Annotated in this window: 16 protein-coding genes and 2 rRNA genes; 10 read left to right on the forward strand and 8 right to left on the reverse strand. The window is 31.4% G+C overall.

The annotated features are described in order from the left end of the window. Positions 1-119 precede the first annotated feature (119 nt). The 3 genes from CLLT_RS02335 (at position 120) to CLLT_RS02345 (ending at position 5,101) form a co-directional block, all read left to right on the forward strand. A 23S ribosomal RNA gene (locus CLLT_RS02335) occupies positions 120-3,027 on the forward strand. A 257-nt stretch (positions 3,028-3,284) separates the two neighbouring features. Further along, positions 3,285-3,401 (forward strand): 5S ribosomal RNA (gene rrf / locus CLLT_RS02340). Positions 3,402-4,648: 1,247 nt separating this feature from the next. After that, positions 4,649-5,101, forward strand: a complete 453-nt coding sequence (locus CLLT_RS02345; protein ID WP_074692969.1) for a DUF411 domain-containing protein — start codon at positions 4,649-4,651, stop codon at positions 5,099-5,101. 10 nt (positions 5,102-5,111) lie between these two features. On the opposite strand, the gene CLLT_RS02350 is transcribed toward CLLT_RS02345, so the two are convergent. Genes CLLT_RS02350 through exbB form a run of 3 tightly spaced genes read right to left on the reverse strand, consistent with a single transcriptional unit; the run spans position 5,112 to position 6,575 of the window. Further along, positions 5,112-5,765, reverse strand: coding sequence for an energy transducer TonB family protein (locus CLLT_RS02350; protein WP_074692967.1), 654 nt, complete (start codon positions 5,763-5,765; stop codon positions 5,112-5,114). Beyond that, positions 5,762-6,151 (reverse strand): TonB system transport protein ExbD, encoded by a 390-nt coding sequence (gene exbD, locus CLLT_RS02355; RefSeq protein ID WP_074692966.1) that lies wholly within the window; start codon positions 6,149-6,151, stop codon positions 5,762-5,764. Before exbD ends, CLLT_RS02350 begins: the two co-directional genes overlap by 4 nt. Beyond that, positions 6,144-6,575 carry a TonB-system energizer ExbB gene (gene exbB / locus CLLT_RS02360; protein ID WP_012661199.1) on the reverse strand — a complete coding sequence of 144 codons (432 nt, stop codon included), beginning with the start codon at positions 6,573-6,575 and terminating at the stop codon, positions 6,144-6,146. The genes exbD and exbB overlap by 8 nt, the downstream gene beginning before the upstream one ends. A 156-nt stretch (positions 6,576-6,731) precedes the next feature. Between exbB and cfrA the strand changes: the two genes are divergently transcribed. Beyond that, positions 6,732-8,825: a TonB-dependent ferric enterobactin receptor CfrA gene (gene cfrA / locus CLLT_RS02365; protein ID WP_074692964.1), complete on the forward strand. Its 2,094-nt coding sequence runs from the start codon at positions 6,732-6,734 to the stop codon at positions 8,823-8,825. Here the strand turns inward: cfrA and CLLT_RS02370 are convergent. Together CLLT_RS02370 and rho are read right to left on the reverse strand one after the other, a co-directional pair. Next, positions 8,822-10,354, reverse strand: coding sequence for a DNA polymerase III subunit gamma/tau (locus tag CLLT_RS02370; RefSeq protein ID WP_074692962.1), 1,533 nt, complete (start codon positions 10,352-10,354; stop codon positions 8,822-8,824). The two genes, cfrA and CLLT_RS02370, sit on opposite strands and share 4 nt — an antisense overlap. 2 nt (positions 10,355-10,356) lie before the next feature. After that, the gene (gene rho, locus CLLT_RS02375; protein ID WP_012661202.1) at positions 10,357-11,661 is read right to left on the reverse strand and encodes a transcription termination factor Rho; all 1,305 of its coding nucleotides are present in this window, start codon (positions 11,659-11,661) and stop codon (positions 10,357-10,359) included. Between the two features lie 174 nt (positions 11,662-11,835). Here rho and CLLT_RS02380 point away from each other — a divergent pair, with 174 nt between their 5' ends. Both CLLT_RS02380 and ccoS read left to right on the forward strand, forming a co-directional pair. After that, a complete protein-coding gene (locus CLLT_RS02380) occupies positions 11,836-14,181 on the forward strand; it encodes a heavy metal translocating P-type ATPase (RefSeq protein ID WP_012661203.1) in 2,346 nt (781 codons plus the stop codon). Then, entirely contained in the window at positions 14,178-14,384 is a 207-nt protein-coding gene (gene ccoS / locus CLLT_RS02385; protein ID WP_012661204.1) for a cbb3-type cytochrome oxidase assembly protein CcoS, read from the forward strand. Before CLLT_RS02380 ends, ccoS begins: the two co-directional genes overlap by 4 nt. Positions 14,385-14,396: 12 nt before the next feature. Here the strand turns inward: ccoS and CLLT_RS02390 are convergent, their stop codons facing one another. Further along, positions 14,397-14,702 (reverse strand): c-type cytochrome, encoded by a 306-nt coding sequence (locus tag CLLT_RS02390; RefSeq protein ID WP_012661205.1) that lies wholly within the window; start codon positions 14,700-14,702, stop codon positions 14,397-14,399. A 130-nt stretch (positions 14,703-14,832) separates the two neighbouring features. Between CLLT_RS02390 and CLLT_RS02395 the strand changes: the two genes are divergently transcribed. From CLLT_RS02395 to gmhA, 4 genes are read left to right on the forward strand one after another with little or no spacing between them, the layout of a single operon-like run. After that, entirely contained in the window at positions 14,833-15,348 is a 516-nt protein-coding gene (locus CLLT_RS02395) for a D-glycero-alpha-D-manno-heptose-1,7-bisphosphate 7-phosphatase (RefSeq protein ID WP_070256404.1), read from the forward strand. Further along, on the forward strand, positions 15,345-16,298 hold the full coding sequence (gene rfaD / locus CLLT_RS02400; protein WP_074692961.1) for an ADP-glyceromanno-heptose 6-epimerase: 954 nt from the start codon (positions 15,345-15,347) through the stop codon (positions 16,296-16,298). Before CLLT_RS02395 ends, rfaD begins: the two co-directional genes overlap by 4 nt. Then, positions 16,291-17,664 carry a D-glycero-beta-D-manno-heptose-7-phosphate kinase gene (gene rfaE1, locus CLLT_RS02405; RefSeq protein WP_012661208.1) on the forward strand — a complete coding sequence of 458 codons (1,374 nt, stop codon included), beginning with the start codon at positions 16,291-16,293 and terminating at the stop codon, positions 17,662-17,664. The genes rfaD and rfaE1 overlap by 8 nt, the downstream gene beginning before the upstream one ends. Beyond that, complete coding sequence (gene gmhA / locus CLLT_RS02410; protein ID WP_074692959.1) at positions 17,654-18,214, forward strand: D-sedoheptulose 7-phosphate isomerase; 561 nt, start codon at positions 17,654-17,656, stop codon at positions 18,212-18,214. Before rfaE1 ends, gmhA begins: the two co-directional genes overlap by 11 nt. A 7-nt stretch (positions 18,215-18,221) precedes the next feature. Here gmhA and pyk read toward each other — a convergent pair whose 3' ends face one another. Continuing rightward, on the reverse strand, positions 18,222-19,673 hold the full coding sequence (gene pyk, locus CLLT_RS02415; protein ID WP_070256400.1) for a pyruvate kinase: 1,452 nt from the start codon (positions 19,671-19,673) through the stop codon (positions 18,222-18,224). A 12-nt stretch (positions 19,674-19,685) separates the two neighbouring features. Next, complete coding sequence (locus CLLT_RS02420) at positions 19,686-21,032, reverse strand: FAD-dependent oxidoreductase (protein ID WP_012661211.1); 1,347 nt, start codon at positions 21,030-21,032, stop codon at positions 19,686-19,688. Positions 21,033-21,072 lie beyond the last annotated feature (40 nt).

The following is a 21,072-nucleotide window of genomic DNA, read 5'->3' on the forward strand; positions in this document are numbered from 1 at the left end:
ACAGCTTATTAGCTATATTTAGTTATTAAGTGTTTAAATGCTTTCCGTCTTGAGATAGTAAGGTTTTATTATAAAAACTTTAACAAGGAAGTGATGCGTTTTAGAATAAAAGGTAAAAAAGGTAAGCTACTAAGAGCGAATGGTGGATGCCTTGACTGGTAAAGGCGATGAAGGACGTACTAGACTGCGATAAGCTACGGGGAGCTGTCAAGAAGCTTTGATCCGTAGATTTCCGAATGGGGCAACCCAGTATATAGAGATATATACTACCATAATGGAGCGAACGAGGGGAATTGAAACATCTTAGTACCCTCAGGAAAAGAAATCAATAGAGATTACGTCAGTAGCGGCGAGCGAAAGCGTAAGAGGGCAAACCCAGTGCTTGCACTGGGGGTTGTAGGACTGTAATGTGCAATAAGTAAGGTTAGTAGAACACTCTGGAAAGTGTAGCCATAGAGGGTGATAGTCCCGTATACGAAAACCAAACTTTAGCTAGCAGTATCCTGAGTAGGGCGAAACACGTGGAATTTTGTCTGAAGCTGGGTCGACCACGATCCAACCCTAAATACTAATACCAGATCGATAGTGCACAAGTACCGTGAGGGAAAGGTGAAAAGAACTGAGGTGATCAGAGTGAAATAGAACCTGAAACCATTTGCTTACAATCATTCAGAGCACTATGTAGCAATACAGTGTGATGGACTGCCTTTTGCATAATGAGCCTGCGAGTTGTGGTGTCTGGCAAGGTTAAGCACACGCGAAGCCGTAGCGAAAGCGAGTCTGAATAGGGCGCTTAAGTCAGATGCTGCAGACCCGAAACGAAGTGATCTATCCATGAGCAAGTTGAAGCTAGTGTAAGAACTAGTGGAGGACTGAACCCATAGGCGTTGAAAAGCCCCGGGATGACTTGTGGATAGGGGTGAAAGGCCAATCAAACTTCGTGATAGCTGGTTCTCTCCGAAATATATTTAGGTATAGCGTTGTGTCGTAGTATAAGGGGGTAGAGCACTGAATGGGCTAGGGCATACACCAATGTACCAAACCCTATCAAACTCCGAATACCTTATATGTAATCACAGCAGTCAGGCGGCGAGTGATAAAATCCGTCGTCAAGAGGGAAACAACCCAGACTATCAGCTAAGGTCCCCAAGTCTTACTTAAGTGGAAAACGATGTGAAGTTACTTAAACAACCAGGAGGTTGGCTTAGAAGCAGCCATCCTTTAAAGAAAGCGTAATAGCTCACTGGTCTAGTGATTTTGCGCGGAAAATATAACGGGGCTAAAGTAAGCACCGAAGCTATAGACTTAGTTTTACTAAGTGGTAGGAGAGCGTTCTATTTGCGTCGAAGGTATACCGGTAAGGAGTGCTGGAGCGAATAGAAGTGAGCATGCAGGCATGAGTAGCGATAATTAATGTGAGAATCATTAACGCCGTAAACCCAAGGTTTCCTACGCGATGCTCGTCATCGTAGGGTTAGTCGGGTCCTAAGTCGAGTCCGAAAGGGGTAGACGATGGCAAATTGGTTAATATTCCAATACCAACATTAGTGTGCGATGGAAGGACGCTTAGGGCTAAGCAAGCTAGCGGATGGAAGTGCTAGTCTAAGGATGTAGGAGCTTATACAGGCAAATCCGTATAAGAATACTCCGAGATCTTAAAGGCTCTTTGAAGTCTTCGGATGGATAGGAGAATTGCTGATGCCGTCGAGCCAAGAAAAGTTTCTAAGTTTAGCTAATGTTGCCCGTACCGTAAACCGACACAGGTGGGTGGGATGAGTATTCTAAGGCGCGTGGAAGAACTCTCTTTAAGGAACTCTGCAAAATAGCACCGTATCTTCGGTATAAGGTGTGGTTCGCTTTGTATTAGAATTTACTTCGAAAGCAAAGAAACTTACAACAAAGAGTCCCTCCCGACTGTTTACCAAAAACACAGCACTCTGCTAACTCGTAAGAGGATGTATAGGGTGTGACGCCTGCCCGGTGCTCGAAGGTTAATTGATGGGGTTAGCATTAGCGAAGCTCTTGATCGAAGCCCGAGTAAACGGCGGCCGTAACTATAACGGTCCTAAGGTAGCGAAATTCCTTGTCGGTTAAATACCGACCTGCATGAATGGCGTAACGAGATGGGAGCTGTCTCAAAGAGGGATCCAGTGAAATTGTAGTGGAGGTGAAAATTCCTCCTACCCGCGGCAAGACGGAAAGACCCCGTGGACCTTTACTACAGCTTGACACTGCTATTTGGATAAGAATGTGCAGGATAGGTGGGAGGCTTTGAGTAATAGACGCCAGTTTATTATGAGCCATTGTTGAGATACCACTCTTTCTTATTTGGGTAGCTAACCAGCTTGAGTTATCCTCAAGTGGGACAATGTCTGGTGGGTAGTTTGACTGGGGCGGTCGCCTCCCAAATAATAACGGAGGCTTACAAAGGTTGGCTCAGAACGGTTGGAAATCGTTCGTAGAGTATAAAGGTATAAGCCAGCTTAACTGCAAGACATACAAGTCAAGCAGAGACGAAAGTCGGTCTTAGTGATCCGGTGGTTCTGTGTGGAAGGGCCATCGCTCAAAGGATAAAAGGTACCCCGGGGATAACAGGCTGATCTCCCCCAAGAGCTCACATCGACGGGGAGGTTTGGCACCTCGATGTCGGCTCATCGCATCCTGGGGCTGGAGCAGGTCCCAAGGGTATGGCTGTTCGCCATTTAAAGCGGTACGCGAGCTGGGTTCAGAACGTCGTGAGACAGTTCGGTCCCTATCTGCCGTGGGCGTAAGAAGATTGAAGAGATTTGACCCTAGTACGAGAGGACCGGGTTGAACAAACCACTGGTGTAGCTGTTGTTCTGCCAAGAGCATCGCAGCGTAGCTAAGTTTGGAACGGATAAACGCTGAAAGCATCTAAGCGTGAAGCCAACTCTAAGATGAATCTTCTCTAAGCTCTCTAGAAGACTACTAGTTTGATAGGCTGGGTGTGTAATGGATGAAAGTCCTTTAGCTGACCAGTACTAATAGAGCGTTTGGCTTATCTTTTTTATAAGCATCACTTCCTTGTTAAGGTTTTTAATAAAGCTTTGAGTGTTTTTATATGAAAACTATATTAGCTTATAAAATCTTACAAGTAAAGTTTATATTAGAACTTGCTCTTAACATTGTTTTTTAAGTATTCTTAAAAAAGATAATAAAGTGATTTAGTTTAATTAAATATTTAAACATAAAATAAAGATATTTTATAATCTAAATTTATTATTTTTATAATTTAATTTTTAAAAGAATATTTAAATAACAATGTCCGTGATTATACAGATGTGGAGACGCCTTGTCCCATCCCGAACCAAGAAGCTAAGCACATCGTGGGTGATGATACTACGCCTTACTGGCAGGGGGAAAGTAGCTCATTGCGGACTTGTTAATTCTTATTATTCTTACTTTATACATAATCTTACGTTTGTTTTTATTGTTAGTTATTATTTTAGTTTTTATAAAATTTAGTTATTTGCTTAGTTTGGGTTTTAGTTGGGTTATTTTATTTTGGATATTTTTGTTTGTGACATTATTTTTTATATTTTTTATTATTTTAGATTATATTTCTTGTGTTTCTTTCTTGTAGTTCTTAATTATTTATAATTTATAGTTTAATTTATAGTTTAATTTATAGTTTAATTTATAGTTTAATTTATAGTTTAATTTATAGTTTAATTTATAGTTTAATTTATAGTTTAATTTATAGTGCTTTTTATTTTTAGATTTTTATGGTTGTTAGGTTTGTTGTTTTATTTATTTCTATGGTTTTTAAATTTCTAGTTTTTAGTTGTTTGTGTTTTTATTGTGAAAATTTTTAATTAATTTGTGCTGATTAGATAGGGTGTTTAGTGTTATTTTTTATTATTTTATAAAATTTAGTTATGTGTTGTTTAGTTATTTATTGACTTATTCTATTTTATTTTTAAATTTTTTTAGTTTTATGTATTATTTTTTATGCTTTAGATTTGTGTTGTTGGTTATTGAATTGTTTTAATGGCTTATTTGGTGGATTGGTTTGAGGATTTAGTTGTTTTAAATTTGAAATGTTTATAACAAATTTGATAAATTTGGTTTTTATTTTTTAGTATAGTTTCTAAAATTGGTTTTTAATCTATGTTGAATTATTCTGATAATCTATTGGCAGTTTATTTTTAATTGCTTGTTGACTTTTTTATTAGTTTGCTAAATTTTTTGTTCTTTAGCGGTTTGTTAAATTTGTTTTAATTTTTAGATTGTGTTTCTTTGTGTTATGACTCTTAATTGATTATAGCTTTTTATTTTATGAGTTTTAAATGATTTAGCTTTTGGTTTTTTGGGTGGTTGGCTATTGAATTGTTTTAATGGCTTATTGGGTGGTTGGGTTTGAGGATTTAGTTGTTTTAAATTTGAAATGTTTATAACAAATTTGGGTTTAATTTTTTTAATAGAGTTTATATATTTGGTTTGAAATTATTCATTGAATGTTTTATTTAGTATATAGGTGAGTTTTAGTTGTAGTAAAGAATAAGTATTTGTGAGTGAAATAGGAGTGTTTTTTGTATTTTGATAGATTTTCAAATAAAAATTACAGGTTTTATAAAAAATATTAATTTTTATAATGTATCATATCTTTTTGTTTTTTGGAGGATATATGAAAAAATTATTTTTAACTTTATTGCTAGGTTTTACAACTTTATTGGCTAATGAAAAATTATTAAATATTTACGAAAGTCCTACTTGTGGATGTTGTGATCTTTGGGCTGATCATATGAAAGATAAAGGTTATAAAGTGCAAATACACAAAAGCGAGGATTTTTTAAAAATAAAAGAAAAAATGAATATTCAGCCTATGTATCAAAGTTGCCATACTGGCATAATTGATGGTTATGCTATAGAAGGACATGTTCCTGAAGATGCAGTTGCTTGGCTTTTGAAAAATAAACCTGAGGATGTTATAGGTATTTCTGCTCCTGGTATGCCTCAGGGAAGTCCTGGGATGGAGCAAGGTTATGAAGAAGAATATCCTGTGGTTTTAATGCTTAAAAATGGAGATTATAAAATTTATGGGATCTACAAAGGACATAATTTAATCAAGACAAACTAAGCAATTTTGCTTAGTTTATTTTATATATTAATGGTATTCTTATATGAAAAGTTTTTTCATATTGTGGAAAATTCTTAGATGCTATACGTATAGTTTCTAAGGCACTATCGTTTAATAATTTATATTTTGATGGTTTTAATATTTTTAAGTTTAATAGATTTTTATCTTTAGTCCATGTGAATTCTACTAAAATTTCACCACTCATTCGCATTTTTCTAGCTTGTCTAGGATAGATTAAAACTTCATCTATAGCTTGCTTGACTTCTTTTAAAAATTCGTTGTTATTAGTTAAAGATATGCTTTCTTGAGAAGTTATTGGAGTATTTTTTTCTTGTGCTATAGTTTTTTGAGGTTTTATTTTTTCATTTAATTGATTTATTGTATTGGTATTGGTTAAAGTATTTGTTTTTTTAGGTTGCATAATAGCTTTTTCTTTTGTTTGTTCTGGCTTTTTTATTTTTTCTTGTTTAGGCTGTTTGGTTTTTACTTTAGGGGAATCTTGTAAAAATTGTTTTATAGCTATATTAAATTTTTCTTCTTTTGAAGCACTATGCTGTATATGTAAAAAACTCTTAGTATAAATAAAAACAAAAAATAAAGGCAAAAAGAGAAATAAAGTGATAAAAAAGGATTGATTTTTATGATTGTTTATGAATGTTTTCATTTTTTTTGTTCTGTTAAAATTTGAAAATTTTCATGATTTTTATTTTTTAAAATATCAATAATTTTTATAAAACTTTCAAATTTTGCTTCTTTATCACTTTTTAACTCTACTAATGTTTTAGAATCTATAGTGTCAAATTTTTCTTTTGTTTCTTCCAAGGAGATTATTTTTCCATCGATATAAAATTTATTTTCTTTATCGATTAAGATGCTTATTTTTTCTTTATTTTCACTTATGGAATTTGAATTTTCACTTCGAGGTAGATTGATTTTGATTTCACCATGTGCGATAAAAGTGGATATACTTAAAACAATGGCTAGTAAAACAAGTATTATATCTATAAAAGGAATAATATTTAAACCTTCATTTTTTGGTAATTTAAGCATTTTTATCCTTAAAAATGCGATATGCATTACTCAAGGTTGATATTTTTCTAAGTAATCCATTATAAGCCATCAAAGAAGGAATGGCAACTAAAATTCCTAATGCTGTAGCCTTTAAAGCTAATGATAAACCAATAACAATAGATTTAACATCAATATTTCCACTTGCTCCCATGTCGTAAAATGTAATCATAATCCCTACTACAGTTCCTAAAAGTCCTACATAAGGAGCATTAGTGTAAATAATATAAAGCATAGTGAGATTTTCACTAATTGCATCATCAAATTTTTCTTGACATTGATAATTATTTAGCTTAATTTTTCTAAAAAACAAGATACGTTCTATAGTACACCATATAGCAATAAATGCCATTATTCCTAAAACAATGAATATAATTAAGTCAATATAAGTTTTTAAAAATTCCATCATACCCTCATCTTAAAATTTTTTGTGATTATATTGCTAAAAATTAAATTTTTTATTAATAATAATTATCATAATTGATACAATAAATTAATTTTAAATTAATAATTATTATCATAATATTCCAACTTTGAAAATTTATTTATAAGAAAGGAAATGATGAAAAAACATTGTTTATTGTTTTGTGTTGCTAGTTTTTGGGTCTGTAATGCTTTATCACAAGAAGTTTTATTGGATAGCTCCATAGTAAGTGCTTCGGGTTTTTCTCAAGATATCAAAGAAGCCCCTGCTACTATAAATGTGATTAGCAAAAAAGATTTAGAAAGTAAGCCTTATAGAGATGTTGCCGAAGCTATTGCTGATATTCCTGGTGTGGATTTATTTGCTAGCAAGGGAAAAACTGGATCTTATAATATCACCATGAGAGGTATTACTGGATATACTTTAATTTTAATCGATGGGCACCGTCAAGGGATAGGTGGAGAAGTAGGGCCTAATGGTTTTAATGAAATTTCAAATTCATTTTTACCTCCAATTTCTAGCATAGAAAGAATAGAAGTAATCAAAGGGCCAATGAGTACTTTATATGGTTCTGAAGCTTTAGGTGGTGTTGTAAATATCATTACAAAAAAAGTAAGCGATAAATGGGAAACATCGGTCAGTTTAGATGGTATTTTTAATGCACATAAAGAATGGGGTAATACTTATGGTACAAGTATATATTCAAGTGGTCCATTGATAAATGATCGTTTGGGACTTACTTTGCGTTTTAGAGAATTTTATAGGGATCAATCTAATGTTGAATTTAGCAATGGGAGCGGTCAAAGAGTGCAAGGTGATCAGGCTCAAAGTCCTACAAAAGCAAATAATTTTAATTTAGGAACTCGGTTAAATTATTTAGTAGATGATTATAATACTTTGATATTTGATATTGATTTTTCAAGAAATCATTATGATAATAAAAAAGGACAACTAGGAACACTGACTAAACCATCTGGTGATACTGGTGCTTTGATAGGTGGTTATACAGACACTATGCAAGTGGATAAGTTGGTAACTTATCTAAGTCATGAGGGTGTATATGAAAACTTTTTGATTACTTCTACCTTGCAGTATAACCGTGTAAGTAATGATGGACGCGAGGTAGTTGGCCAAGTAAATCAGCCATTTTTAGGACACAATAGAGATATAGTTGCTGAAGATATTATTGTAGATACAAAATCAGTTATTCCCTTAGGTCAAAGTCATATTTTAAGCGTAGGTAGTGAATACAGACTTGAAAAAATGCAAGATAAAATCGCTAATCCTACGAATTTTGATCAGTATTTATTAGCTCTTTTTGCAGAAGATGAGTATAGTATAAGAGATGATTTAAGATTTACTTTTGGTGCAAGATATAATCATCATGAAATTTTTGGAAATAATATTTCTCCAAGAGCTTATTTAGTTTATAATCCTACTAGCGAGCTTACTTTAAAGGGTGGTGTTTCAACGGGTTTTAGAACTCCATATGCTAATAGATTGATAGCGGGGGCTTATAATTATAGTGGACAGGGTAAATATCCTATGTATGGAAATCCAAATTTAAAAGAAGAAACTTCACTTAACTATGAACTAGCTGCTGTTTATAATAATGATTTGTTTTATATTTCAGCCACTGGGTTTTTGACAAATTTTAAAGATAAAATTTCTAGTCAAAAATTTAGCAAAAATAGTATGATTTCGAGTATTGGAAAATGTGAAGCTGAATCTTGTTATCAAGCGATTAATCATGGTAAGGTTGAATATAAGGGTATAGAGCTTGGAGCGGGGATTACTCCTATAGATCATTTAAATTTAGATTTAGCTTATACTTATCTTGATAGTGAAGTAAAAGATGCACAAGATAAGGCTGTGATAGGAAAGCCAGAGGAAGATAGTTTAAAACACAACATCATGCTAAAAGCAAGTTATAATATCTTTAATAAATTTACTCCATGGGTAAAAGGCGAGTGGCAAGTAGATCGTTATATGGGCGATACAAATATTAATAGAGAATATTATCAAGATGTCTTTTTAGCTTCTATGGGTGTGCGTTATGATATCAATAAAAAGTGGAGTATTAACGCAGCAATTTATAATCTTTTTGATAAAAGTTTTACAAATGCTTGGGAATCTTATAAAAACAAAGATGATAAAGATGTTTGGGTAAACACTTATAACCGTATAGAAGAAGGAAGAAGAATTTATATTTCAATCAATGGTAGTTTTTAACTTTGTATAGTTGGGGAACCAAAGAGCTTGTTAAGAGCTTCTTTGGTTTCGTCTTTAGGATCGTATTTTTTAGCATCTTTTTTAAAATTTTCAAAATGCTCATTTAAATTTGGAGTGTTTTTTACTTCTTGTTTTATGGGAGTTTTGAATATATCTTGTAGTTTTTGAGTATCTATGGTTTCTATTTTTTGGATTTTAATTTGTGTTTTTTCTCCAAAAAGTTCATGAAGTAATGTTTTGATTAATTTAAAACCATTGTTTAAAACCATTCTATCATCATCTTTAGCATGTGAGCTAATACTTAAAATATCATCTTCAAAAGAAACAAACTGCGTGGTTTTTTTGAAAACTTCAGCTAAGTCATAATCTCTTTTATATATTGCTTTTAAGAGATTTTCATAAGGACTAAGTTTTTCTTCTTTAAGGGTTTGTTGAATAGAAGGAATTTCTTGTTGTTTTGGACTTGGCGTGCTATCTTGCTTTGAGCCTTTAATAGCCTCATCGATGCTTTTTAGATAAGTTGCTTCTATAAGCATGAAAGCCATAACACAAAGCACAAAACTATCATCATCACTAGAATTTAACATAGTCTTAGCACGCGAAAGAATTCTAAAAAATCTTTCATAAATTAACATAGAAAAAAGATTATTTTTTGCAAAAAATGCTTCTTTTAAAAAAAATATCATTTCATCTATAACATTACTAGCCTCATAATCTTCAAATTCTTTTAAAAACTCAAAAACTTTATCTTTTTCATTTGCTAAAATAGCTTGATAAAATTCTTCAATTTTAGCAGGATCTAAAAAGCCTAGCATAGCGGTGATTTTTTGTGTTTGTATATGATTTTGACAATACACTATAGCTTGATCTAACAAGGTTAGGGTATCTCTTAAGGAGCCATTTCCACTTCTTGCTATGAGTTTTAAAGCTTCCTTTTCATAAGAAATTTTTTCTTGCTCTAATATCCATTCAAGATGTTTTAAAATTTCTTGTTGAGAAATTTGTTTAAATCTAAAATGCTGAGTTCTTGAAAGAACTGTGGCAGGTAATTTTAAAGGATCTGTTGTTGCAAGTATGAATTTAACATAAGATGGAGGTTCTTCTAGTGTTTTAAGAAGTGCATTTGCAGCTTGTGGTGTTAGCATATGCACTTCATCTATGATAAAAATTTTAAATCTAGCCATAGATGGAGCGTATTTGACTTGCTCGATAAGTTCTTGTATATCTTCTAAGCTTCTATGGCTAGCCGCATCCATTTCTATGATGTCAATATTGCTTCCATTTAAAGAAGATACGCATTGAGAGCATTTTCCGCAAGGATTAGCATTTGGTCCATTTTCACACACTAAGGCTCTTGAAAAAATTCTAGCACTTGATGTTTTTCCACTTCCTCTTAATCCTGAAAACAAATAAGCATGTGCTAAGCGATTGTTCTCAAGTGCATATTTTAAACTTATAGAAACAGTGCTTTGACCTACAAGCTCATCAAAAGTTTTTGGTCTGTATTTTATCGCAAGTGCTTGAAGCATTTTTACTCATTCATTATAGATAATAATTCTTCGTTACTTTTGGTTTTTAGCATTTTAGAGTATAAGAATTTTAAAGCTTCTATATCATCCATTTGTGAAATAGCTGATCTAATAGCCCAAATTTTTTGTAATTTTTCAACACCTTGTAGTAATTCTTCTTTTCTAGTACCTGATTTTATGATATTAATTGCAGGGTAAATTCTTCTATCTGAAATATTTCTATCAAGAACGATTTCACTATTTCCTGTACCTTTGAATTCTTCAAAAATCACCTCATCCATTCTTGAGCCAGTTTCAATGAGTGCTGTTGCTATTATGGTTAATGAGCCACCATTTTCTATATTTCTTGCTGCTCCAAAAAAGCGTTTTGGTTTATGCAATGCATTTGCATCAACCCCACCGCTTAAAACCTTACCACTACTTGGTGTAGCAGTATTATAAGCTCTTGCTAATCTTGTAATACTATCAAGCAATATTACAACATCTTTACCAGTTTCTACCATCCTTTTTGCTTTTTCTATGACAAGTTCAGCTACTCTTACATGATTGTAAGCTGGTAAATCAAAAGTAGAGCTAAAAACTTCACCTTTTACACATCTTTGCATATCTGTAACTTCTTCTGGACGCTCATCTACCAAAAGTACAATCAAATGAGCTTCAGGATGGTTTTTAGCAATTGCAGTTGCTAATTCTTTCATTAATTCTGTTTTACCAGTTCTAGGAGGTGCTACGATTAAGCTTCTTTGGCCTTTTCCTATAGGGGCAAATAAGTCAAGCATTCTACCTGTTAGTTTTAAAGGATCATATTCTAATTTTAATTTTTGTGTTGGAAAAATTGGAGTAAGATTGTCAAATAAAGGTCTTTCTCTAGCTTCTTTAAGAGGAAGATAATTAATCGCTTCTATTTTTAACAAAGCATAGTATTTTTCTTGGTCTTTTGGTTCTCTAACTTGACCGGTAACTATATCTCCCACGCGAAGAGCGAATTTACGAATTTGTGAGTTTGATACATAAGCATCATTTACACTATCGCTTAAATTTGAATCCATTCCGCGTAAAAAGCCATAACCCTCAGGTGAAATTTCTAAAATTCCTGTAAAAAGTATAAAACCACCTTTTTTGGTTTGGGCTTTTAGAATTTCAAAAATAAGATCTTGTCTTCTAAATTCTCTTGGATTTTCTATTTCTGCTTCATTGGCAATTTTAACTAAGCTTTCTAGATCAAGCAACTTTAAATCTTCTATTTTATAACCTTCCACTGGAATGTGTGTTCTTTGATGTTGTTTTTTTTCTTTTGTATTTTCCATATATCCTCTAAAATGTAGAAAATGTAGTATTTAATAATGAATAAGAGATTTTATTCAAAAAAATGCTTTTTTGTCAAATTTTTAAAATTATAATATAGCTTTGTAAATAATTTTTAAAATACTGATTTTAAAAAAATGATAAAATATTGTAAAAATTACTAAAGAAAGTATAAGATGAAATGCAAACACTGCCAATTAAGCTTTAGACAAGATCAAATGATAGAAAAAAATGGAAATTATTTTTGCTGCAAGGGTTGTGAGAGTGTTTATGAGATTTTACAAGAAAATAATTTGGAAGAATTTTATGAAAAACTTGGCAACCAAACCCTAACACCTGCGATAATAGAACATAATGTCAAAGATTATGAAAAATACATACAAAAAACCAAAGAAGGTTTTAGTGAGATATTTTTACTTATAGAAGAAATTCATTGTGCTGCCTGTGTTTGGCTTAATGAAAAAATTCTCATTAAAAGTGAAGGGGTGATAGAAGTTGATATTAATTCTATTACTCATAAAGCTAGAATTGTTTTTGATGAAAAAAGCATAAATTTAGCAAAAATTATCCAAAGTATAGAAAGTATTGGTTATAAAGCTAGTGTGTATTTGCCTACAAAAAATGAGCAAAGAGCAACTCAAACCAAAAGAGATTTTTATGCAAAATTAATAGTTGCCATAGCTTGTGTGATGAATATCATGTGGATATCTGTTGCAAAATATGCTGGATTTTTTAGTGGTATGGAGGCTGATACTAAGGATATTTTACATTTTGCTGAATTTTTACTTTGTACTCCTGTGCTTTTTTACACTGGCTCGATTTTTTATAAAAATGCCTATTATGCTTTGAAATTTAAAAGTGTCAATATGGATACTTTGGTAATTAGTGGGGCAAGTTTAGCTTATATATATTCAGTGTGGGCAATGTTTTCAAGAGCTTCGCAAGTGTATTTTGATTCTGTTGCTATGATTATTTGTTTTGTCTTTATAGGAAAGTATTTGGAACTTTTAAGCAAGAAAAAAGCTCTTGACACGCTTGATCATTTGCGATCATTTTTAAGCAATGAAGTAAGGGTATTAAAAAATAATAAAATAGAAAATATTGATGTAGAAGAAGTGCAAATAGGAGATATTATAGAGTTAAAAGAAGGTGATAGAGTTTTAATAGATGGAGTGTGTATTAGTGGTAATATTAGCTTGGACATGTCTAGTTTAAGTGGAGAGAGTTTACCACTTGATGTGCAAAAAGATGATATGATTTATTCTGCTTCTTTAGTTTTAAGCGGGAATGCTTTATATAAGGCAAATGCGTTTTATAAGGATTCTAAATTGGCTAGGATTATTAATTTGCTTGAAAACTCAAGTTCAAAAAAAGCCAAAATAGAAAAAATGGTACAACAAGTAAGTAAATATTTTTCGCCCATTATCTTAACTTGTGCTTTACTTTGCTTTGCTTTTACTTTTTTTGTATTAAATTTAGGTTTTGAAGAGGCTATGATGCGCATGGTTTCTGTGTTAATCATAGCTTGTCCATGTGCTTTGGCTTTGGCAACTCCTGTTAGTTCTTTAGTGGCAATTAGTACTGGTTTGAAAGAAAAAATTTTATTCAAAGAAGCAGGTGTTGTGGAGGATTTGAGTAAATGTAATGTGGCTGTGTTTGATAAAACAGGGGTTTTAACAAAGGCTAGTTTAGAAGTTAAAAAAAGCTTTTTGGATGAAAGATTAGATAAAAACGAATTATTAAATTTCTTACACCTAACTAACCATCCAGTAGCTAAAAGTATTTTGAATTTTTTGGATGAGAAAATCGATAGCAGAATAGAATTTGAAAAAGTTCAAAATTTTCAAGCAAGAGGTTATAAAGCTTTTTTGGGTAAAGATGAATTTTTGGGAGGAAATGAGAAATTTTTCAAAGAAAATCATATACAAGCACAAGAATTTCAAACTACGCATTTTATATTTGCTAAAAATAAAACTATATTAGCAGTTTTTGAGTTAGAAGATAGTATAAGAGAAAGCTCTGAGGAGTTGATTAGATTTATGAAAGAATGTAAAATGCAAATTTATATATTAAGTGGTGATAATTTACATGCTGTGAGTAAGGTAGCTGAAAAATTAAAAATAAATAATTTTAAAGCCTCGTGCATGCCAGAAGATAAAATGCAAATAATAGCCAATTTAAATCAAACAGGTAGGGTTTTAATGGTAGGAGATGGGGTAAATGATGCTTTAGCGCTTTCTTATGCAGGTGTTGGGGTTTCTTTAAAAGAAGGTTCGGAGCTTGCTATGGAAAATAGCGATATTATATTGTTAAAAAATGACCTAAAAAGCTTACAAAAAGCTATGCAAATAGCTAAAAAAACTTATCAAATTATTAAACAAAATTTGGCTTTTTCTTTATTTTATAATGCCTTGAGCATGCCTTTGGCTTTTTTTGGTTTAATTAATCCTTTAATTGCGGCTTTGTCGATGTCTTTTAGCAGTATAATAGTGATTTTAAATGCTTTAAGGATTAAAAAATGAATGGTGTTTTAATGATGATGATAGGTGTTTCTTTGGTTGCTTTGTTTTTGGCAATTTGTGCTTTGCTTTGGGGTATAAAGAATAAACAATTTGATGATGATTATAAATTTACCATGTTAAATGATAGTGAAGATGCTTTAAATGACGCAGTAATTTTAGAAAAGAGAAAAGAGGAAATTTTAAAAAATAAAAAACAGCCATGAAGGCTGTTTAGATTATTTTTTTAAGCTTTCAATATATTCTTCAATTGCTTTGAAATCTGCTTCAGTTAAACCTTTAAGGTTGATTTTCATAATCGCTCCTTGACCGTAAGCGTTTCTTTTACCTGCTGCATAATCTTTCATGTATTGTAATCTTTCAGCCGCAGTTAAAGTATTTAAAGCAGGAACTTTGTTAAGATAAACTTTATCTGCTTTAGCACCATGACATACTGCACATTTTTTATAAAGTGTAGCACCATCTGCAGCAAAAGCTGAAACACTAAGACATGCTAAAGTTGATAAAACAAGTAGCTTTTTCATTGTATCACTCCTATATAAATTGAAAATAAAATGTTTTTAATTATAAGCTTTTTTTATTTAAAGTCGCTTAAAAAACTTTTTTACTTGATAAATTATAAAAATCTTAATAAAAATACATTATAATTTTTTTATGAAAACAAAGGCGTTATTTTTAGATAGAGATGGGATTATTAATATAGACAAAAAATATGTTCACAAGATTAGTGATTTTGAATTTTGTGATGGTATTTTTGAACTTTGCGAATTTTTCCAAAAGCAAAATTTTTTAATTTTTGTAGCTACTAATCAATCAGGCATTGCAAGAGCTTATTATAGTGAAAAAGATTTTGAAATTTTAAGTTCATATATGCTGGATGAATTTTTAAAAAGAAACATTAGAATAGAAAAAATTTATCATTGCCCGCATTTAGAAAATTGCGAATGTCGTAAGCCAAAACCTGGCATGCTTTTAAAAGCACAAAAAGAATTTAATATAGATTTTTCACAATCTTTTTTTATAGGGGATAATTTAAGCGATATGCAAGCTGGAATTAATGCTGGTGTAAAAAATCTATTTTTGATTAATGAAAATTATAATGATGATAAAAACTATAAGGTCTTTAAAAATTTAAAAGAACTTTTGCATTATCTAAAGGACAGAAAATGAAAATTGTGATAACAGGTGGAGCAGGTTTTATAGGCTCTGCGCTTGCTTTAGAACTTCAAGATAAACATGAAGTTTTGATTGTAGATAAAATGCGATCAAGTGCTACTTTTGAAAATGGAAATTTAGAAAGCTTTGGTCATTTTAAAAATATTTTAGATTTTGAAGGTGAGCTTTATGTGGGTGATATTAATGATGAAAAAACTTTAAAAGTTATAAAAGATTTTAAACCCGATGTGATCTTTCATAAGGCTGCAATTTCAGATACAACTGTTTATGATCAAAACAAAGTTTTAAAGACTAATTTAAACACTTTTAAAGATTTTCTAGAACTTGCTTTGGAGCTTAATGCAAAATTAATCTATGCAAGTTCAGCTTCAGTTTATGGAGATGCTCCAAGCCCACAAACCGTAAATTTAAGTGAAGCCCCTAAAAACCCTTACGCATTTTCAAAACTAATGATGGATAAATTAGCAAAAAAATACTTTGATAAAATGCATATAGTTGGGCTTAGATATTTTAATGTATATGGCAAGGGAGAATTTTTTAAAAATAGCACCGCTTCTATGATTTTACAATTTGGACATCAAATTTTAGCGGGTAAAAATCCGCGTTTGTTTAAAGGAAGCGATCAAATTTATCGTGATTTTGTATATATTAAAGATGTTGTGAGTGCAAATTTGCAAGCTTTAGAAGCAAAAAGTGGAATTTATAATGTAGCTACAGGCAAAGCAAGAACTTTTCAGGATATAGTTGATATTTTACAAAAAGAATTAAACACTAATTATCCTTGTGAGTATATTCCTAATCCTTATAAAAATGCTTATCAATTTCATACTCAAGCAAAATTAGATGAGAGTTTTTCATATAAAGCTCAATTTAGTCTTGAAGAGGGAATAAAAGATTATTTAGATGAGATTAAAAGGCTTTATGAAAAGGAAGTAAATGCTTGATTTTTTAAGTTCCAAAAAGCCAAAAATTTTAGTTGTTGGGGATTTTATGGTGGATCATTATATATGGTGTGATTGCACTAGAATTTCCCCAGAAGCCCCTGTAATGGTAATGAAATCACAAAAAGAAGACAAAAGATTAGGTGGGGCTGGTAATGTATATGCAAATTTAAAAAGTCTTGGTGCTGAGGTTTTTGCTCTAGGGCTTGTGGGTGATGATGAGAGTGGGAAGTTTTTAAAAGAGAATTTAAATGCAAAATTGTTAATAGAAAAAGATAGAAAAACCCCTCTTAAAAGTAGAGTTTTGTCACATTCTCAACAAGTTTTAAGGCTTGATGATGAGAATAATTTTGATACCAAATTAGAAGATGAAATTATCCAAGAGTATAAAAAAATAGCAAAAGATTATGATGCGATTATTTTGAGTGATTATGCTAAAGGAGTTTTAACTTCAAAAGTAACAAAAGCTTTAATAGAGCATGCAAATACTTTAAATTTGCCTATTTTGATTGATCCAAAAGGAAGCGATTTTAGTAAATACCAAAATGCAACCTTACTAACTCCAAATAAAAAAGAAGCTATTCAAGCTTTGGGTGTAGAAAAAATTGATAATTTAGAAAAAGCTTTAAAAAAATTAAAAGACGATTTAAATCTAACTTATTCTATTATAACTTTATCTGAAGAAGGAATAGCGCTTTTTGATGAAAAACTACATATTATTCCTGCAAAAGCCTTGGAGGTTTATGATGTAACAGGAGCTGGAGATAGTGTTATAGCTATGCTTGCTTATGCTTTGGCTTTAAAAGTTGATATTATAAAAGCGTGCGAGTTAGCAAATGATGCAGCAGCTGTTGTAGTAGCAAAAGTAGGAAGTGTGAGTGTAAGTTTAGAAGAGATAAAAAACCTCAAAAAAGCTTCTTTTGAAGATAAAATTAAAAGCAAAGAAGAGCTTGTAAAATTAATACAAAATCAAAAAATAGTTTTTACCAACGGATGTTTTGATATTATGCATTATGGCCATATAAAATATCTTGAAAAAGCTAAAAAATTAGGAGATATTTTAGTTGTAGGTTTAAATTCAGATGAAAGCGTAAAAAGACTAAAAGGAAACTCAAGACCTATAAATTTAGAATTTCAACGCGCATGTATGCTTGCGAGTATGTATTTTGTAGATTATGTAGTGATTTTTAATGAAGATACTCCTTATGAATTAATAGAGTTTTTAAAACCTGATGTGCTAGTTAAAGGAGCTGATTATAAAGACAAAGAAGTGGTGGGTTCAAATTTAGTAAAAAAAGTAGAATTAATTGACTTTGAAGATGGATTTAGCACTACTAATATAATTAATAGGATTGCAAATGATAAATAAAATTGAAAAGGAATTTATTCAACATCAAAAAACCTTGGAGCAAAGTTTAAAATTAAAAGAGCAAATTGCTATGGTTGCTCAAGAGTTAAAAGTGTGCTTGGAAAATGGTGGGAAAATTTTAATTTGCGGAAATGGCGGGAGTGCTGCAGATAGTCAGCATTTTGCTGCTGAGCTTAGTGGAAGATATAAAAAAGAAAGAAAAGCTTTAGCTGCTATAGCTCTTAGTACAGATACTTCTGCTTTAAGTGCTATAGGAAATGATTATGGTTTTGAATTTGTTTTTTCAAGACAAGTTGAAGCTTTAGCTAGTGATAATGATGTGTTGATTGGAATTTCTACTAGTGGAAAAAGCCCAAATGTAATCAAAGCTTTTGAAAAGGCTAAAGAAATTGGTGCTAAGTGTATAGGTTTGAGTGGGAAGGGCGGCGGAGTGATGAATGCATTGTGTGAGCATAATATAGTCATTCCAAGTGATGATACAGCTAGAATTCAAGAAATGCATATTTTAATTATACATTGTTTGTGTGATTTGATAGAAGAAGAATGTTAAGTTTGGGTTATTTTCCCAAACTTAAATAATATTCAATTTGATCTTTTTGTAAAATTCTAATTAAATTTGTACTTCCTGCAACACCTACTGGAAATCCTGCAGTAAGAGTGTAAACTCCATCTTTTTTCATAAGGCCTTTTTCGACTCCAAGTTTTACGGAATTGCTTAAAAGCTCTGTTAAATTTTCGTGTTTTTCTATCAATATAGCAGGTTGAACTCCCCAAACTATACTTAAAAAATTTAAAGCTTTTTTAGAATGAGTGATAGCTATGATATCCATTTTTGGACGATATCTTGCTGTTTTAACTGCAGAGGCACCACTGCTTGTGATGGTAAAAATTGCATTTGCATTTAAATCAGTTGCTAGTTGTGTGCTTGATTTGGCAATGATATCAGTTTCGTTAAAACATTTAAAGGTTTCAAATTTTTCATAAGGATAGTTTTTTTCTGTTTCAATGATAGTTTGAGTCATAATATCAACTGCATTTGCCGGATCAATCCCTACCGCGCTTTCTTCGCTAAGCATAACCGCATCAGTACCATCAAGCACAGCATTGGCGACATCTGAAATTTCAGCTCTTGTGGCAGTTTTGGATTTTGCAAGAGAAAAAAGCATTTGAGTAGCAGTAATGACAGGTTTATTAGCTTCATTGGCCTTTTTAATGATGAGTTTTTGTATATTTGGCACTCTATAATAAGGCACTTCAATACCCAAATCTCCTCTTGCTACCATTATACCATCACTGCAATTTATGATTTCATCGATATTTTCAACAGCGTCAAATTTTTCTATTTTTGCAAAAATAGCAATTTTAGCATTATTTTCATCAAGTATTTTTTTAACTTCATCAATATCATGAGCATTTTGCACAAAAGAGATGGCTAAAAAATCCACATCGTTTTTAATACCCCATGCAAGATCTGCTTTGTCTTTTTGGGTAATTACATCAATGTTTATTTTGGTATTTGGAAAATTAATTCCCTTGTTTGAACTAAGTACCCCACTATTTTCTACTTGGGTTTGGATAAAATCTTTTTCTACTTGTACAACTTTGGTTTTTATAGAGCCATCGCAAAGATAGATGTATTCTCCCACCTTTAGCATAGAAAGAATTTCAGGATGATTAATACAAACTTTATAATGTTCACTAGAAAGCTTTTCTCCTTCAAAAGTAGCTTTGTAAAAGTCTAGTCTATCTCCATTTTTTAACTCAAAAGTTTCTGGAATTTTTAAGGTTCTAATTTTTGGCCCACTAATATCTTGTAAAATTCCAATTCTTGCATTAAGCTCAGCTGCTACTTTTCTAATAGTAGCTAAATTTTGACTATGATACTCATGGGTTCCATGTGAAAAATTTAAACGAAAAACATTAACCCCATTAATAATCATTTGTCTTATTGTAGCTTCATTTTCACTTGCTGGTCCAATCGTTGCAACTATTTTTGTTTTTTTTAACATTTCTTATCCTTTTTATAGTAGTTCGCTAGTAAATAAATCCTCATTAAAATTAGCGCCCAAGTATTGACAAATAAGTTTTGCATCTCTATAACCATTACCAAGACAACTTGTAGCACCTGGACTTGGGGTCATGTTAAAAATTATTCCTGGAATTTCAGTAATGCTTGCCTCTCCAAGCATTAATTCACCTGCCTTTTTATCAAGCACTTGAGGGCGCACTCCACCAAAATTTTTAGCATAGTAAATATCATCTGTTTTTAAACTAGGAACTATTTTTTTGGCATCTTTTACAAAAAGCCTTTTATTAATGTAAGGAATTTCAAATAAATAATTATAAAGAATATAATTTCTAATAGTAGAATCTTTAAAAAGATTAAGGCAAATTTTGACTACATTCATGTCTAAGTTAAGTGTTTTGAAAAATTCAGGTAGTGATTTAAAGCCATGATATCTTTCTAACATAGGGATAACTAAGGCAGTAGGGCCAAAACGGGTGTTCATGTTAGCTAATAAATCAGGATCACCATGTAACGCAGCAAATGGTAGTTTTGGATTTTGCACCATGTAAACTTTACCATTTAAAATTTTTCTTTTAGACATATAAAAACTTCCTGCAACCGGAAAGCAAGACTTATCTAATCCTATACCCATTTTATGCGCTAAAAATAAAGAATGCGCCCCTGCATTTACTATAATAGATTTTGCGCTATATTCTTTAAAATCTTTTGTTTTAATATAAAAAATATCATCTTTTTTTTCTATAAACACAACTTCTTGATTGTAGGCAACATGAGTATTTTTTCCTTGTTTGTAAGCTTGTTCTATAAGATTTTGACTCATCAAGCCAAAATCTACTGTAGTATAAACCGATCCTGCTTCTACACCCATAGCCACTACTTCATCAGTTCTATCATTCATGCCATTTTCACCTAATACAACATTAGGTTCTATTTGCTTGATTTCATCTTTAGTATAAAATTTAATATAAGGATATAATTCTTTAAATTCTTCATATCTATTTTTCATATATTCACATTCTTTGTCTCCGACTGCAAGTGCGAGTTTTTGGTGTGAGTGCATAAATTTATTTTGTGCATTTTGTAAAAGACCATATTTTACAATCATATCTGCTGTTGTTTTAACTTTTTTTGCTTTTTCTAAAGTATAATTTGTCTCTATATCACCACAGTGGATAGTTTGTGAATTGCTTGTGCTATGGCTATTTAAAGTTGCAGCGCTATTGTATTTTTCTAATAAAGCAATATTTTGAATATTTGTGTATCTAGCCAGTTCGTAAAATACTGCAGCACCAGAAATCCCACCGCCAATTACCACGGTATCAAAATGTTTTTGATCCATTATTATCAATTCCTTTTGTGTGTTTGATTTTGTTAATAAT

The organism is Campylobacter lari subsp. lari (assembly GCF_013372185.1).
In the GTDB taxonomy this organism is placed as follows: Bacteria; Campylobacterota; Campylobacteria; order Campylobacterales; family Campylobacteraceae; genus Campylobacter_D; species Campylobacter_D lari.

What these genes read in the sequence shown, in the direction of transcription:
- CLLT_RS02345 (WP_074692969.1), top strand. Translation starts at nt 4,649, where the DNA reads ATGAAAAAATTATTTTTAACTTTATTGCTAGGTTTTACAACTTTATTG.
- CLLT_RS02350 (WP_074692967.1), bottom strand. Translation starts at nt 5,765, where the DNA reads ATGAAAACATTCATAAACAATCATAAAAATCAATCCTTTTTTATCACT.
- exbD (WP_074692966.1), bottom strand. Translation starts at nt 6,151, where the DNA reads ATGCTTAAATTACCAAAAAATGAAGGTTTAAATATTATTCCTTTTATA.
- exbB (WP_012661199.1), bottom strand. Translation starts at nt 6,575, where the DNA reads ATGGAATTTTTAAAAACTTATATTGACTTAATTATATTCATTGTTTTA.
- cfrA (WP_074692964.1), top strand. Translation starts at nt 6,732, where the DNA reads ATGAAAAAACATTGTTTATTGTTTTGTGTTGCTAGTTTTTGGGTCTGT.
- CLLT_RS02370 (WP_074692962.1), bottom strand. Translation starts at nt 10,354, where the DNA reads ATGCTTCAAGCACTTGCGATAAAATACAGACCAAAAACTTTTGATGAG.
- rho (WP_012661202.1), bottom strand. Translation starts at nt 11,661, where the DNA reads ATGGAAAATACAAAAGAAAAAAAACAACATCAAAGAACACACATTCCA.
- CLLT_RS02380 (WP_012661203.1), top strand. Translation starts at nt 11,836, where the DNA reads ATGAAATGCAAACACTGCCAATTAAGCTTTAGACAAGATCAAATGATA.
- ccoS (WP_012661204.1), top strand. Translation starts at nt 14,178, where the DNA reads ATGAATGGTGTTTTAATGATGATGATAGGTGTTTCTTTGGTTGCTTTG.
- CLLT_RS02390 (WP_012661205.1), bottom strand. Translation starts at nt 14,702, where the DNA reads ATGAAAAAGCTACTTGTTTTATCAACTTTAGCATGTCTTAGTGTTTCA.
- CLLT_RS02395 (WP_070256404.1), top strand. Translation starts at nt 14,833, where the DNA reads ATGAAAACAAAGGCGTTATTTTTAGATAGAGATGGGATTATTAATATA.
- rfaD (WP_074692961.1), top strand. Translation starts at nt 15,345, where the DNA reads ATGAAAATTGTGATAACAGGTGGAGCAGGTTTTATAGGCTCTGCGCTT.
- rfaE1 (WP_012661208.1), top strand. Translation starts at nt 16,291, where the DNA reads ATGCTTGATTTTTTAAGTTCCAAAAAGCCAAAAATTTTAGTTGTTGGG.
- gmhA (WP_074692959.1), top strand. Translation starts at nt 17,654, where the DNA reads ATGATAAATAAAATTGAAAAGGAATTTATTCAACATCAAAAAACCTTG.
- pyk (WP_070256400.1), bottom strand. Translation starts at nt 19,673, where the DNA reads ATGTTAAAAAAAACAAAAATAGTTGCAACGATTGGACCAGCAAGTGAA.
- CLLT_RS02420 (WP_012661211.1), bottom strand. Translation starts at nt 21,032, where the DNA reads ATGGATCAAAAACATTTTGATACCGTGGTAATTGGCGGTGGGATTTCT.